We start from the raw sequence: 13,800 nt of genomic DNA, 5'->3' as shown, positions 1-13,800 counted from the left end.
TTTTTTTAGAAAGGTGATTATATCTATGTCTAATAAAGTTGGAATCTCGTTAATTTGGGATGGAAAAGAATCAGGACAAAGGGTACTAATTACTCCTAGAAAGTTAACGAGAGGAGATTCATTTGGATCAGTCGAGTATAAAGATAATCTTATTGTTGAAGGTGACAATCTACATGTTATGGTTTCTTTATTGCCAAAATATAAAGGAAAAGTCCAATTAATTTACATTGATCCACCTTATAATACCGGGAATAAAGATTTTAGATACAAGGATGATTGGAACGATGAAGGTCCAGGAGAATGGGTAGGAGAAGATGACGGAGGACGTCATACAAAATGGATAAAATTTATGTATCCCAGATTAAAAATGCTTAGAAGATTTCTTACTCAGGACGGGGTTATTTTTGTCTCTATAGATGATAGGGAGATCTATAGACTTGGACTACTAATGGATGAAGTTTTTGGTCCTCAAAATAAAATTGGAATTATGGTTTATCATTCAAAAAAAGGGGGTGGAAGTGGAGAATCAAATATTGTCACTGAACACGAATATATTTTGTGTTATGCTCGAAAAATTGATAAGTGTAACTTTAAGAAAAGGGAAATGGAAGAATATGAATTAAATTTGAGTGACGAAAAAGGTCCCTACAGGCGTGGTAGGGAGTTAAATAAATGGGGTGCAGGTTCGAGGCGAGAAGACCGAAAAACGATGTGGTTTCCTATACCAGGTCCTGATGGCGTAGATGTTTGGCCTATTAGAAATGATGGCACTGAAGGTCGGTGGCGGTGGAAAAAAGATAATCTACTGAAAGCTGTTAATAATGGGGATGTAGAATTCGTAAAAAGGGATAATTCTACATACGTTGCTTACGAAAAAATAAGGACTAACGACAAGAGATATATTCCTTATAGAAGTATTTTAACTGAATTCGGTACTAATGCTGATGGAACTAAAGCTCTAAAAGAAATCATGGGAAGTAAGGTTTTTGATACTCCTAAACCGGTAGAACTAATAAAGTATCTAATACAGATTGCAGGTATTGATGACGGTATTGTTATGGACGTATTTGCTGGTAGCGGAACAACTGGGCAAGCAACATTACAATTAAATAGTGAAGATGGTGGAAATAGAAGATTTATCTTAGTGGAAAATGGAAACGGCAAAGATAATTTCTGCTTAACACTAACAGCAGAAAGAATAAAACGTGTAATTACTGGTGAATGGGCTAAAGGAAAAGTAAGTCCTATACCAGGAGGATTTACGTTTAAAAGAATAACTTCTAAGGTTGATGCAGAAGCAATTCTACAAATGCAACGTGAAGAAATCATTGAACTAATATTAGATACGGACGATTTAGAGGGTGTTAAAGAGCTTCCTACCAATAAATACCTATTTGGTAAAGCTAGAAACGGAAGAGGTATTGCATTAGTTTGGAATGGGAAAAATTCAGGAATGACTAGTAAGGATTTAGATTTTATATACGAAGAGGCTTACAAATCGGAGTGTCAAGGAACAGTACGAATATATGCGAAAAGCACAACAGTAGCCCCCGATGGAATATCATTTGAATTTCAAAAGATACCGGACAAAATTCTACAACGGCTTAAGTATTAATTTAGGAGGATCCAATGTTTACGTTAAAAGACTTTCAGGAAGAAGCTGTACGACATTTGTATAATGGTTTAAGACAATATAATCCTTTTTGGAGAGTACAGGGGGGCCATCCTACTAAGGATGAAAAAACGTGTGTTTTGCAATTAAAGGTAATCACCGGGGGCGGAAAAACGCCTATTATGGCTAAATTTCTTGGAAGTCTTCCTGTTGAACCAGGAGCGATTGTTCTATGGACAACACCCTTATCTTTTGTGGTTAAACAAACATTTATAAACTTACTAGGAAAATATAATACATTGTTGTCCCATGCGGATGTTTATGAAGCCTCAAATTTATCAGATGATATAAAAACAGATATTATAGAAAAGAATGAAGGATTAGATATTATTGTAGCTACGACTGGTTTATGGAATAGAGGCGATAAAGAATCATTAAAATTAACAAAAGCTACACAAGATGGCGGGGATAGTTTTTGGGTTCTTCTAAAAAATATGAGAAGGAGACCATTGATCATAGTCTATGATGAAGGCCATAATGCATCTGTAGCACAATTAGATCGACTTGGCGAGTTAAATCCTTCTGCATATTTGATTGCTTCAGCAAGTCCACTTCCAGATCAACTGAAGCCGTGGCCAATAGAACCTATACATATTCCAGCTAAAAGAATAGTAGATCATGGACTATTAAAGACGACCCTTGAAATAGGAGATTACAGACACAACTGGGAAACTAGAATAGAAATCGCTTTAGAAAAACTAAAACATCTTGAAGAACGCTTGGTGAATTCAAATATTAACCCAAAAATCATATATGTAGTGGAGGATTCAAAAGAACGTCCGTATCAGATAATGGACGCCCTTATACGATTAGGGGTTAGTCCCTCTACCATAGTATTAGCTACAAAAAAAAGCAAAACAGCTATACTACCGAGAGGGGTACTGTATGCTGAAACACTTGAGGATATGGAAGGAAAACATTATAAGCATATTATTTTTAATAAACGTTTGCAGGAAGGTTGGGACGATCCGGAGGTATACCTTGCCTATATAGATCAAGATACGAATTCAACTAATAGAATAACTCAAATAATTGGACGGGTATTAAGGCAACCAATGGGGAACCATTTTGATAATGAAATATTAAACACAGCATTCTTTGTTTTGAACTGCCTTAATGGTAATTATGAAAAAATAATTTCCGATGTTCAAACTTATCTAGAAAGGGAAGGCGTTGTCAATATAAAGGTTGTTAAACCGAAAGAAGAACCTATTAAAGTTCCTGCGAAAGAATATAAAAGGCTACCTTCTTTAAGGTTAACGATAGAGAAAAGATTAAACGATATTAAAAATGCAACAAAAGAAATTCCTATTCCTGGAGGCATGCCTAAAGAGTGGTGTAGCAGTGAAGGAAAAGCAGTAGTTCAAAAAGTAGCAACTGGTGATGGATGTTTAATAGGGCCAATTGAGGAACAGCAGTTTGGACAGAGTATAAGGATTACTCTTATGGATGCTGTCAGAGAAGCTTTAGATGAAAGAAACCCACAAATATGGCCACAAATAGACACTGAATGGCTTAGTGAGAAGGAATGGAAGCAGAGTTTCTCAAGAGGGAGTCGTGCTGAAAAAGAGGCACATGAGCGTGCAGTAAATAGATTAATTCCGATTTATGATAATTGTGTAGATATAGAGATAGAAAAATTTAAGTTTCCTATTCCAATAGTAGGAGATATAGAATTAAGACCAGTAAATAAAGTTTTTTTTAATAATGCATTACACGAGTGGTACTCCGCTCTAAATAATGATGAAATTGAAGCGGCCAATGCTATAGAATCTACAGGTTTCCCGTGGGTTAGAAATCAGGTAAGAATGTCTTCTTTTTCAATACCTTTACCTTCTCCCTCTGAAGATGGAAGTAGACACTTTTATCCCGACTTCCTTGTTTGGCTACCTAACGGTTGGTTACTTGCGTTGGAAGTAAAAGGAAAGCACTTGTTAAATGATTCATTGAAAAGTAAGCTATTAGGACTACCTACGGGCATAAAAGTGGGAATGGTATCTAAAGAAAGAGGTTACTATTATAGGAAGGTAACTGGAGAAATAACATCAAGCCAGGATCCTAATATTCATACAAGTGTTATTAAGTTAATAACTGAGACAAACAGCTTGCCGAAGTTAAAAAATAACATTAAAATCTATCCATAATCAGCTATTATAAATAAGTTTAAGCTTGTTATTTCCTCCGAAAGATAAACTAATTTATAGACCGGACACTCTCTATCTGTATTATCAAATGAATAGATGCGGGGGCACTTGTCATAAACAAGTGCCCTTCCTTTTTGTTAAATTCTGTTATTTTACTAAAATATACGAATAAATTAAAAATAATTAATTGGTGGGAGATTGTGCAAACTTGAATACTCTTAATAAACCCCTACGGCAACATCGGATAAAATTGCTGGAAGAAAAGGTGCAGTTATATGAACGGTTGGAAGCAAATCGCGGCCTAACCGATTACCAGCGGGCAGCATTCGCAGAAGACCTGCGGGAACTCGTAAAGCTAAGGCGTATAGACCGGGCGGAGTCAGACGCACTTTATTTCTGCTATGAATACTTTTCCGACGAACGGAACCCAAGCAACGAACAGAATCTAATCCCTACCGGATCAACGATGGCAACAGCCCCAAACTTTCATCGGGAACTTTGCGGCCTGCTAGACAAAGTTTCAGGGGATAACGTAACAGCCCGGATCGGCTGGGCGGCACCCAGGGGGCATGCAAAATCGGCATATCTATCCAACTGCTTCCCTGTTCACCAAATTGTCTATGGTAAGCGAAAATATATCCTAATCATTTCAGAAACAGACGGCATGAGTAAAAAGTTTATTGAATGGATTTCCGGACAGTTAAAGTTTAACGAAAAGCTGCGGGAAGACTTTGGGGAATTCCTAAGCCCCCGAAAAAGCATGAACGAGAAAGACAACCAGGAAGCCGTTTTAACATCATCAGGCGTGTTGATTGAATCGGCATCTATGGGCAAGCAGCTTCGGGGTAAACGGAACGGATCATATCGGCCCGATCTTGTCATTCTGGACGATCTGGAATCCGCGAAAAACACGAATACCCCAGAACTACGGGAAAAAAATCTACACTGGTTTAATTCTGTAGTCGTGCCTATCGGAGATCCAACCCGGACGGCTTTTCTATACATGGGAACCATCGTACACCCGAACGGTTTGCTGCCTACCGTGCTGAAACGGGCCGACTTCGAAAGCCGGGTCTATTCCGCGATCCTATCCCGGCCCGAACGGGAAGACCTATGGGAACAATTCGAAAGTATCTGCCGGGACGTGGACAACCCGAACCGAATGGATGATGCCTTAGCTTTATATGCCACAAACCGGGACGAAATGGAGCGGGGCGTGGAAGTGTTATGGCCCAGCCGATTCCCTTTTCTAAAGCTGATGATTGAAAAGGTTAACATCGGATCGCGGGCCTTTTCTTCTGAATTTATGAATTCACCCGTGGATGAAGAAAGCCAAATTTTTCGGCCCAGCTTGTTCACGTTTTTTGATTATGGAGAGTTAGATCGGCGGGCTGTCGATTATTTTGGGGCCTGGGATATTGCAATGGGTAAAAACAGCCGATCAGACTATAACGCGATTGTAACGGTGGCCCGGAACAGAAAAACAGGGGTGTTATATGTAGTGGATGCCTGGGCGAAGAAGTGCCCGGCCCATGAAGCCCTTCTAGTTGTGGCCGACAAGATTGGGGAATATCGTCACAAAATTTTTTCCGTGGAAACCGTGCAGGCCCAGCATGATTTTTTCCGGCAGCTTCGGGAACTTCTAACCCGGCGTAACGTCTACCATACCAAACTAAAAGCTGTGGTAAGCAGGGGCAAAAAAGAAGAACGAATTGAATCCCTTGAACCTTTAGTGGAACAAGGGATTTTACGTTTTATGCGGCAGCAGCGATTGCTTTTGGAGATGATGGAGCAATTCCCGTCCCATGATCATGATGATCTACCCGATGCCCTTCAAATGGCGATTGAGTTATGCGGGGCAAACAGGCGGCGAATCTTCCACAACAAGCCCAACGGACTGTAAGGAGGAAAAGGCCATGTTCCAAATCGGTGAAAGCTATCCCCCGGTGGCCCATGCTGCCCGGATCAAGCGTTATCGGGAGAATCGAAAGCTCTTCATGGGGAAGCATGCAGACGTATTCCAGCGGGTGCAGGATCGGCTTTCCGGGCGGCGGCGTGAACTCATTTATATTTCCGCAAACCTGCCCGGCGTGGTGTGTAAAAAATCGGCAGACTTCCTTTTCGGGGAGCAGCCCAGTTATTCAGCAGGCCGGGCCGATAGCTCACCTGAACAGGAAGCTTTAGAGCGTATCGCGGAAGATAATTCGTTGAACATTACAAATTATGAAAGTGCCCTCTCCAATGCCTATCGGGGGGATAGCTTCTATAAAATCAGATGGGGGCAGGAGTATGGCGGGGCCATTGGCCCGGAATCTGACCCTTTCCGGGTGATTATTGAAAGTCAAAACCCTGAATTCGTATTCCCGGAAACAGACCCAGGCAATGCAGGCAAAATCGTGGCCCTTCACGTTGCATTCCCTGTCCTGGTGGCTGGTTCAGATGGCGATCAATGGGTGCTGAATGTAGAAAGCCATTATCCCGGCATGATTTCTTATGCTCAATACCGAATGAACCCGGTAAATATTACGGTGGAAAATGAGATCGTGGAATGGAAAATCTATTCCGAGATCGTGGCAGCCCGGCATGTCGTAGAAACTGGGGTGGCTTTCCCGTTGCTTGTCCATGTGCCCAACTTTTCGACCGATGATACCTGGGAGGGTATTGATGACCTAACAGAAAGCAAAGCCCTGTTTGATGAAATTAACCATCGTATTTCCCAGATTTCTAGTATTCTGGATAAGCATGCAGATCCCGCGATGGCTGTCCCAACGGGAACCCTAGGGGAAGATGAACAGGGGAACCCCATTTTTCGGGCGGGCATTGACAAGGTGTTCGAAGTGATGGGAAAAGATGATGTGGTGCCCCAATACATTACATGGGATGGTCAACTGCAAGCAGCTTTCACTGAACTGGAAAAGCTGGTGCAGATGCTATTGATTAGCTGTGAAATCCCTGAAATTGCCTTGGGTGCGGGTGACGCCGGGACAAGCGGATCATCGGGCCTGGCCATTAAGTGGCGGCTTAACTCATTACTGGCGAAGGTGAACCGCAAACGGCAGTATTATGATAAGGGCCTGAAAAGGGTGCTGCTTGTGGCCCAGCTTCTAGAAAAATCGCGGGTGGGCGATCTAGGGTATGAAACCGTTATTCCCAAGATTAAATTTAAGGATGGGCTGCCGAACGATGCCGCTGAGATGGCAAACGTTATGGCAATTCGGACGGGCGGGAAGCCAACGATCTCCCAGAAATCGGCCTTGATGTGGCTGGATGACTTGACGGAAGAACAGGCTGAAGCAGAACTGCAAAGAATCACTGAAGCGGAAGGGACAGCGGACCCTTCCATTTTTAATTCCATGAGTGAAGCGGATCTGCAAGCCGTTCAAGAAAAAATGGCCCAGGAGGAAATCCCCGATCTGGAAGGTGATCAATAATGGCGGAAAAGCCCCCGGTGCCCAAGTATGATCGGGACGTGGATCAGCTTGTGAAGTATTACAAAAAAGCGTTCAAAGAAACAGCTATCATTCTCAAAAATACCGGGAATGCCATTGAACTATCCCAATCGGAATCGCTGATGAACCAGATCGCTTTCATCTTAAAGGGGCTTGACGATTCAACGAAATCCTGGTGTGAGACAGTGATTAAAAAGCAATTTAAGAACGGGCAGGCAATGGCCTTGCTGTCCCTGGGGGAAGCGACTTCACTGGCTGAAGCAGCTTCCCTTTCCTCTTTCTCTATGCTGGCCCAGAACAGCGTTGAAGCGTTGATCAATGATACGTATGGGGATCTGCTGCTGGCTACAAAAAATACAGATCGGAAGGTCAAGCAACTTGTAAGATCGGTGGTTAGCGATACAATTAGGACGAGGGCCATTGAACAACAAGGGCGTCGAACCTTAACCAGCGAAATCGCGGGTAAGCTGGCGGCGAAAGGGCTATCGGAACGGCTGCAACGTGAAGCATGGGTGGGGATCGTGGATGTAGCCGGGCGAAGGTGGCAGCTTTCAACCTATGCGGAAATGGTAGTGAGAACAAAGCTAACCCAGGCCCATATCGAGGGGGTACGTACGGAAACCCTAGAACGGGGCGTGGATCTGGCTGTGGTATCCTCTCACGGGGCAACTGATGCTTGCCGGGTGTTCGAGGGTATGGTGGTCTCTATCAATGGGCAGACCCCCGGCTTCCCAACGTACCAGCAGCTTCGAGATAGCGGGAAAATTTTTCACCCCAACTGCAAACATCATATTTCCCCGATCAGGGATCTTTCCCTGTTGCCCCCGTCTTTACGGAAGAAGGCTGAAGATGCAGCCCGGACGATGGCGAAAAATTACCCGGATATGGGGGATTTCACGAAAGTTTATGAGCAGCAGCCAAAGATTGAACCCCCGGCCCCTAAAGAGCAGGTAGCCCTTAAATACCAACCTGCCAAAACCCTGAAAGAAGCGGCAGAATGGGCCATGAAGAAGCTAGGGATCGCCCACGTAGACTATAAGGATCACGACCTGCGGCTGGCTAACGAATTGAATGAAACCCTGGAAAAACTGCGTACCCGATATAAAGAAGTAACGGCAACCAAATGGATTTCAACGTGCCAAATCCGAAACAAAGCCCTTTTTGAAGCTAAAGTGGAAGAAAACCTGAAAATAATCAAGCAAGGATACCCAACCAAAACAGAAAAGGAACAGCGGGAGATCGCGAAAAGAATCACCCCAAGACCCCCAAAGGTTTCAAGCAATGTAATGGCACAAAGCACGAACTGGTCGTGGAAAGCCCAAGAAGGGATCTGCTTTAACCAGGAATATGCAAAAAGCTACGATAAACTGAGACAGGCGACCGAACACTGTGCCCAGTCTGGATTTCATCCGGTTGGAACCGATGCTCCTTCTTCTGTAATTACCCATGAGTTTGCACACCAAATCGATAATTTTTTAAGGAACAATCACCCCAGCCATCGGCAGAAAGTTATTATGGATCTGTGGGTAAAGCACAAGAAGGACATTAAGAGCGGACTTAGTGAGTACGCAACAAGCAGCGATGCTGAATTCTTCGCTGAAGCCGTTGCTGAGTACCTACACAACCCCAACCCCCGGCCTATTGCGAAAGAGGTGGGGGAAGCCTTGGATCAAGCGTTCGTGGAAATCCGCAAAGGGGGAAACTAAAATGTTTACAATCAGACCAAAATTTTTTGATAGCCCCTGGTTTGTAATGGAGCCAGGAAACTGGCACCTGTTGCCTGGTGCCCCGGAAGATGTAGTAAAGGAATTCGAGGAATACCAAGCGGCAGCAGCGGAAACCTTGAATTCCCCTGAAGAGTAGCAGCGACCTTTCAAAGCATTCGGATTTTACCGGGTGCTTTTTTCTTTTGTCTTTTTATACGTCCAATGGGAGCAAAGACGATAAACTTTCCTGCCCTAATACTGCCCAACGGGACGCAACCCGGACAACAAGCGAAGGGCAAGGAGGACAAACCAGCCATGAAAGATTCCCAGACAATGAACCTTCAATTTTTCGCAGAAGAACCCCCGACCCCGGAACCAACCCCGGCCCAAGAAGTAACCCCAGCCCCGGAACCGAAAAAGGCCCCGGAAACTAAAGAAACACCGGCAGAAATCATGATTCCCAAAACCCGTTTCGATGAAGTGAATGGTAAATACAAGGAATTACAAAGCAAGCTAGATGAACTGCTTGCCGAGAAAAACGACCAAGATCGCAAGACGAAAGAACAGCAGGGCAAGTTTGAAGAACTTTATAAATCAACTGCTGATGATCTGACGAAACACAAAGAACAAGTGAAAACAACGTCCAACCGTGTGCAGCAGCTTGAAGCCCTGATCAACGGCATGCTGGAAGCAAAGCTGAAAGCGGTGCCAAAAGAATTCCATGATCTGATCCCCGGCAGTATGGCCCCTGAAGCTCGACTGGAATGGCTGACCCAAGCGGAAAGCAAAGGGTTTTTCAAGAGTACCAAACGGGAAGAACCTGTGGGAGCGGCAACCAATCCCGGACAAGCCCAGACTACGGATCTGAACAAACTGACCCCGGCCCAACTGCTTCGGGCTGCTTATGGCAGCAAGTAAGAACGGATTGAAACCCCGTTCTTTTTTTATGCCCGATTATGTTAATTCCCGCAATTACTAAGGAGGAAAATAGCAAAATGGCTTTGACGATTACTGAAGTAGCTAAACTTTCTACCGATACCTTGCAACGTGGCGTTGTAGAAACCTTCGCCCGGAATTCTGCGGTTATGGAACTGCTGCCCTGGATGGAAATCGCGGGTAACTCGTATAAGTACAACCAAGAAGAAACCCTGCCCGGTATCGCGTTTCGTACTGTGAACAACGCATACACGGAATCGGCAGGCGTTGTGAACCAACTTTCTGAAGGTCTTTACATTCTGGGTGGCGATGTAGACGTTGACAAATTTTTAGTGCAAACCCGCGGCAACGTCCAAGACATCCGGGCCATTCATACGGAAATGAAAGCAAAAGCCCTGGCCCTTGAATTCACTCGTGCTTTCTTCAAAGGCGATACTGCCCAAACAGGTCAATTCGATGGCTTGCAGAAACGTCTTACTGGTGCCCAAGTGATTGACGGGGGCGATGGTGTTCTGACCATCGGCATGATTGACGAATTGATCGATGCCGTAGAAGGCGAACCCGATGCCCTTTTCATGTCCAAAGCGATGCGGCGTGAACTGAAAACCCTGCTTCAAAAGTCCACTCACTACATTGAAAACGGGACTGATGCCTTCGGTCGTGCCGTGGCAACCTATGGCGGCATCCCCATTCGTGTAATTGAAACGGACGCAACGGGCACGGAAATTTTGGGCTTTACGGAAGCTGCAAAAGCTGGCGGCACAACCGACACGGCTTCCCTCTATGCTGTGAAATTCGGTGCTGAACAGTATGTCGGCGGCTTACGGAATGGCGGCGTGAACGTGCGTGACCTGGGCGAAATCGCTGAAAAACCTGTTTTCCGTACCCGGATCGAATTCTACTGTGGTATGGCTGTATTCCATCCCCGTGCTGCTGCCCGTCTTAACCATGTTAAAAAAGGTGTTGTGGCTGGCTAATCGATTTCTATGACGTGATAGGGATTAACCCCCCTATCACGTTTTTTATTTCTATATAGGGGAGGATTGAACGGTGGCGAAATATCGCGTAACAACCCCAAACCCGACTTATAGCGGGGTGACGGATGGGGTTTTATTTGTCATTGGTGAAGCCATTGTGGAGGATGAACAAAAAAGATTCATTCTTGTGAACGATTATGGCTATGCCTGCGAACCCGTTGAAGAAGTGAAGCAGGGTGAATCGAAAAAAGTTAAACCTGCGGCCCAAAAGTAGCCCCGGAAAGCGGGAGGTGACGATTACAAATGGCGGCTGATGTAACGGCAGCAGATCTTTATTTTGCCGATGTGCTGCATAACGCGGAATGGGTGGAAGCTGATGCAGACACCAAGCGGCGGGCGTTAGAGCAGGCCGAAAAGCAGCTTTATCGATATTTTAAGATCTACACCCCAGACAACCGGCCCCTGCCCGCTGCTGCAATGTATGAACAAGCGATCTGGCTGCTACGAATGGATGAAGCGGTGAGAAAAACCCAGCAAGGGGTTCGGAGTGTGGGCGTTGCCGGGGTGCAAGTTAGCGGTGAAACGGTGAAACCGATTTCCCCTGAAGTCCTGATCCTTTTGGGGCGGCGTGTGGGGAGGTATGACCGATGATCCCCTTAAAGCAGACGGTCAGTATTACCAAGGGCGGCGAACTGGATGCCTGGGGTGTACCGGCGGCGGGTATTCAAACAGCGTATAAATGCCGGATTGATGAAAAGACAGATCGGATTCAAGGCCCCAACGGTGGCGAAGTGCAGACAACGGCTGATATTCTGATCAAGGGGCTAGTACAGATCGGCTTCAGTGATGCTATTGAATGGGTAGATGAAAGCGGGCTGGCGTATGTGAAAAGCCCGCTGGTTGTGCAGGTTATCCGGGATCTAGGCGGCAAGCCCCTTTTTACAAAGGTGACGGTATAAATGGGCGTGAAGGTAACGATCAACGATAAAGTGCTGGCAAAGGTGCAGGGTAAGCTAGAACAGAGGTTAAAGCGGGCTGTCGATGATTGTGCCGATGACCTTGTTCGGGTTTCATCTGAAACTGCCCCCCATGATAAGGGTATTCTTGAAAAATCCTTTGCTAAAGAAGTGCAGGCAGGCCCGGACAATGTAACGGCAACGGTTTCCTATACAATCCGGGAAAGACGGGGCAAGAAAAGCACGAACTTCAATTATGCGATCATCATGCACGAAGGGGAATATAAGCTGGGGCCGGGATCGGAAAACAAGCCGGGCGGGGTGGGTATGAGCGATAAGCATTACCCGGTAGGCAGTAAGTTTTTAACCCGGCCCCTGGAAGGTGAGAAAGAAGCGTACAGAAAGCATATTGAAGCGGAACTGCAAGACCTGATCAAAAAAGGGGGCTAAGATCGTGCGGTTGATGGAACTTATTGAGTATATCGGCCCCGCGATTGACCTGCCCCTTTTTGCTAATACATTCCCGGCAACGGCAGGCCCTAACTGCGGAGTAGTAAAGGTAACAGGCGGTAGGCCGGTGGATGATCGGGCCAACGTGGGCAGACCGACTTTTCAAATCCTGGTGAGAGGGACAGCCCCGGCATTAGCCGATTCAAAAGCCTGGGAGATTTACGACCTGTTAAACGGTAAGCGTGATTTTAACGTGGGGAATACTCACGTTATTTTTTGTATTGCCCAACAAGCGGCCCCCTTATTTCTTGGAACCGATGAAACCGGGCGGGTGCTGTATTCCCTTAATTTTGAAACCCTAATTGAACAATTATAAGGAGGAAACGAAAATGGCTAAAGTGGCGGGCGTGGACGTGCTGCTGTATGTTCAAACGGGTGGAACTCCTGAAACCCCAACTTATACCGTGCTGGGCGGCCAAAACGGGGCAACCTTGAACCGTTCGGCAAAGGTGATCGATACAACGTCCAAAGAAACCGGGGCCTGGGCTGAAAACATTGCCGGGGTGCTTTCCTGGTCGATTGATTGCGATGGCTTCATGGTGACGGGTGATACTGCCCTGGACGCGATGGACACCGCTTTTAACGGGCGAGACGTTCTTAAAGCGGAAATCCGAGTGCCTTCCGGTAAAAAATACACGGGCAACGTGTATATCACCGATTTTTCCTATGAATTCCCGGCTGATGATGGCGGGACGTATAAACTGACCTTAACGGGTTCGGGTGCGTTGACGGTGGCAACTAACGCCTAATATTTGATTGAAAATTAAAAGGCCCGATGGCTGCCGCAAGCCTTCGGGCTTCATTTTTTGGAGGGCTAGATCGTGGCTAATAAACATCGTGGAATCGTGGAAATCGAACTGGATAAGCCCCGGAACCTTCGATATACATTAAATGCCCTGGCTGAAATTGAAGATAAGCTGGGCGTGAACGTGGGGGAAATGGACGGGGCCAACCTGGGGATCAAGGCAATCCGGGTGATCCTGTGGGCGGGCCTGATCCATGAAGATACTGAATTGACCGAAACCCAAGTGGGTGAAATGGTGGACTTTGAAAATTTTGCCCAAGTGCAAGAAAAGATCGCGGCTGCCTTTGAAGTGGCAACAAGAAAAAACGTATAGACCGAAGCGACTGGCCCCTGCTGAAAAAAGCGGCTTTCAGATCGCTTCGGATTACCCCCGATGAATTCTGGAACCTAACCCTGGATGAATTATTGACCATGTTAGAAGCTGTCCATGAAAAGGAAAGGGAACTTCAAGAAGCTGAATATAACCGGACGGCGTGGCTGGCTGCGAACTTGATGAATGCAAGCGGCAACTTAAAGCGGCCCGTTACCCCGGATCTGCTGCTGGGCAAGCAGACGGAATACAAGCGAATCGATAGGGAAGAACAACTGCAAACCCTGGAAAAATTGCAGAAACAATTCAACAAAGATCGGAATTAACCCGCTGTC

The 13,800-nt window shown here is 45.6% G+C and carries 16 protein-coding genes; all 16 read left to right on the top strand.

Annotated features, from left to right (window positions below; translation table 11 throughout):
• Positions 1-25 precede the first annotated feature (25 nt).
• Positions 26-1,615, top strand: coding sequence for a site-specific DNA-methyltransferase (locus tag EDD73_RS10945; RefSeq protein ID WP_131919839.1), 1,590 nt, complete (start codon positions 26-28; stop codon positions 1,613-1,615).
• Between the two features lie 14 nt (positions 1,616-1,629).
• The gene (locus tag EDD73_RS10940; protein WP_131919838.1) at positions 1,630-3,816 is read left to right on the top strand and encodes a DEAD/DEAH box helicase; all 2,187 of its coding nucleotides are present in this window, start codon (positions 1,630-1,632) and stop codon (positions 3,814-3,816) included.
• Between the two features lie 664 nt (positions 3,817-4,480).
• Complete coding sequence (gene terL / locus EDD73_RS10935) at positions 4,481-5,719, top strand: phage terminase large subunit (protein ID WP_243116892.1); 1,239 nt, start codon at positions 4,481-4,483, stop codon at positions 5,717-5,719.
• Between the two features lie 13 nt (positions 5,720-5,732).
• Positions 5,733-7,247 (top strand): phage portal protein, encoded by a 1,515-nt coding sequence (locus tag EDD73_RS10930; protein ID WP_131919837.1) that lies wholly within the window; start codon positions 5,733-5,735, stop codon positions 7,245-7,247.
• Complete coding sequence (locus EDD73_RS10925; protein WP_131919836.1) at positions 7,247-8,971, top strand: phage minor capsid protein; 1,725 nt, start codon at positions 7,247-7,249, stop codon at positions 8,969-8,971. The genes EDD73_RS10930 and EDD73_RS10925 overlap by 1 nt, the downstream gene beginning before the upstream one ends.
• A 1-nt stretch (position 8,972) precedes the next feature.
• The gene (locus EDD73_RS14920) at positions 8,973-9,128 is read left to right on the top strand and encodes a hypothetical protein (RefSeq protein ID WP_165876468.1); all 156 of its coding nucleotides are present in this window, start codon (positions 8,973-8,975) and stop codon (positions 9,126-9,128) included.
• Between the two features lie 158 nt (positions 9,129-9,286).
• Entirely contained in the window at positions 9,287-9,889 is a 603-nt protein-coding gene (locus EDD73_RS10920) for a hypothetical protein (protein ID WP_131919835.1), read from the top strand.
• 77 nt (positions 9,890-9,966) lie between these two features.
• On the top strand, positions 9,967-10,884 hold the full coding sequence (locus EDD73_RS10915; RefSeq protein ID WP_131919834.1) for a major capsid protein: 918 nt from the start codon (positions 9,967-9,969) through the stop codon (positions 10,882-10,884).
• A gap of 73 nt (positions 10,885-10,957) precedes the next feature.
• Positions 10,958-11,158 carry a hypothetical protein gene (locus tag EDD73_RS10910; protein WP_131919833.1) on the top strand — a complete coding sequence of 67 codons (201 nt, stop codon included), beginning with the start codon at positions 10,958-10,960 and terminating at the stop codon, positions 11,156-11,158.
• A 29-nt stretch (positions 11,159-11,187) separates the two neighbouring features.
• Positions 11,188-11,535, top strand: coding sequence for a hypothetical protein (locus EDD73_RS10905; RefSeq protein WP_131919832.1), 348 nt, complete (start codon positions 11,188-11,190; stop codon positions 11,533-11,535).
• Positions 11,532-11,843 carry a hypothetical protein gene (locus EDD73_RS10900; protein WP_131919831.1) on the top strand — a complete coding sequence of 104 codons (312 nt, stop codon included), beginning with the start codon at positions 11,532-11,534 and terminating at the stop codon, positions 11,841-11,843. Before EDD73_RS10905 ends, EDD73_RS10900 begins: the two co-directional genes overlap by 4 nt.
• Positions 11,844-12,290 carry a hypothetical protein gene (locus EDD73_RS10895; protein WP_131919830.1) on the top strand — a complete coding sequence of 149 codons (447 nt, stop codon included), beginning with the start codon at positions 11,844-11,846 and terminating at the stop codon, positions 12,288-12,290. It begins immediately after the preceding gene.
• A 13-nt stretch (positions 12,291-12,303) separates the two neighbouring features.
• Positions 12,304-12,666, top strand: coding sequence for a minor capsid protein (locus tag EDD73_RS10890; protein ID WP_243116896.1), 363 nt, complete (start codon positions 12,304-12,306; stop codon positions 12,664-12,666).
• Positions 12,667-12,679: 13 nt separating this feature from the next.
• Entirely contained in the window at positions 12,680-13,099 is a 420-nt protein-coding gene (locus tag EDD73_RS10885) for a phage tail tube protein (protein ID WP_131919828.1), read from the top strand.
• A gap of 72 nt (positions 13,100-13,171) precedes the next feature.
• On the top strand, positions 13,172-13,468 hold the full coding sequence (locus tag EDD73_RS10880) for a hypothetical protein (protein ID WP_131919827.1): 297 nt from the start codon (positions 13,172-13,174) through the stop codon (positions 13,466-13,468).
• Positions 13,465-13,791 carry a phage tail assembly chaperone gene (locus tag EDD73_RS10875; RefSeq protein WP_131919826.1) on the top strand — a complete coding sequence of 109 codons (327 nt, stop codon included), beginning with the start codon at positions 13,465-13,467 and terminating at the stop codon, positions 13,789-13,791. Before EDD73_RS10880 ends, EDD73_RS10875 begins: the two co-directional genes overlap by 4 nt.
• Positions 13,792-13,800: the final 9 nt, after the last annotated feature.

It is taken from the genome of Heliophilum fasciatum, assembly GCF_004341395.1.
GTDB lineage: Bacteria > Bacillota > Desulfitobacteriia > Heliobacteriales > Heliobacteriaceae > Heliophilum > Heliophilum fasciatum.
Note: the sequence above shows the minus strand (reverse complement) of the source record. Positions and strands in the feature narration are given on the sequence as shown.

Coding starts and splice junctions, on each gene's coding strand:
- EDD73_RS10920 (WP_131919835.1), top strand. CDS start 9,287: ATGAAAGATTCCCAGACAATGAACCTTCAATTTTTCGCAGAAGAACCC.
- EDD73_RS10940 (WP_131919838.1), top strand. CDS start 1,630: ATGTTTACGTTAAAAGACTTTCAGGAAGAAGCTGTACGACATTTGTAT.
- EDD73_RS10895 (WP_131919830.1), top strand. CDS start 11,844: ATGGGCGTGAAGGTAACGATCAACGATAAAGTGCTGGCAAAGGTGCAG.
- EDD73_RS10925 (WP_131919836.1), top strand. CDS start 7,247: ATGGCGGAAAAGCCCCCGGTGCCCAAGTATGATCGGGACGTGGATCAG.
- EDD73_RS14920 (WP_165876468.1), top strand. CDS start 8,973: ATGTTTACAATCAGACCAAAATTTTTTGATAGCCCCTGGTTTGTAATG.
- terL (WP_243116892.1), top strand. CDS start 4,481: ATGAGTAAAAAGTTTATTGAATGGATTTCCGGACAGTTAAAGTTTAAC.
- EDD73_RS10885 (WP_131919828.1), top strand. CDS start 12,680: ATGGCTAAAGTGGCGGGCGTGGACGTGCTGCTGTATGTTCAAACGGGT.
- EDD73_RS10915 (WP_131919834.1), top strand. CDS start 9,967: ATGGCTTTGACGATTACTGAAGTAGCTAAACTTTCTACCGATACCTTG.
- EDD73_RS10945 (WP_131919839.1), top strand. CDS start 26: ATGTCTAATAAAGTTGGAATCTCGTTAATTTGGGATGGAAAAGAATCA.
- EDD73_RS10905 (WP_131919832.1), top strand. CDS start 11,188: ATGGCGGCTGATGTAACGGCAGCAGATCTTTATTTTGCCGATGTGCTG.
- EDD73_RS10900 (WP_131919831.1), top strand. CDS start 11,532: ATGATCCCCTTAAAGCAGACGGTCAGTATTACCAAGGGCGGCGAACTG.
- EDD73_RS10890 (WP_243116896.1), top strand. CDS start 12,304: ATGGAACTTATTGAGTATATCGGCCCCGCGATTGACCTGCCCCTTTTT.
- EDD73_RS10930 (WP_131919837.1), top strand. CDS start 5,733: ATGTTCCAAATCGGTGAAAGCTATCCCCCGGTGGCCCATGCTGCCCGG.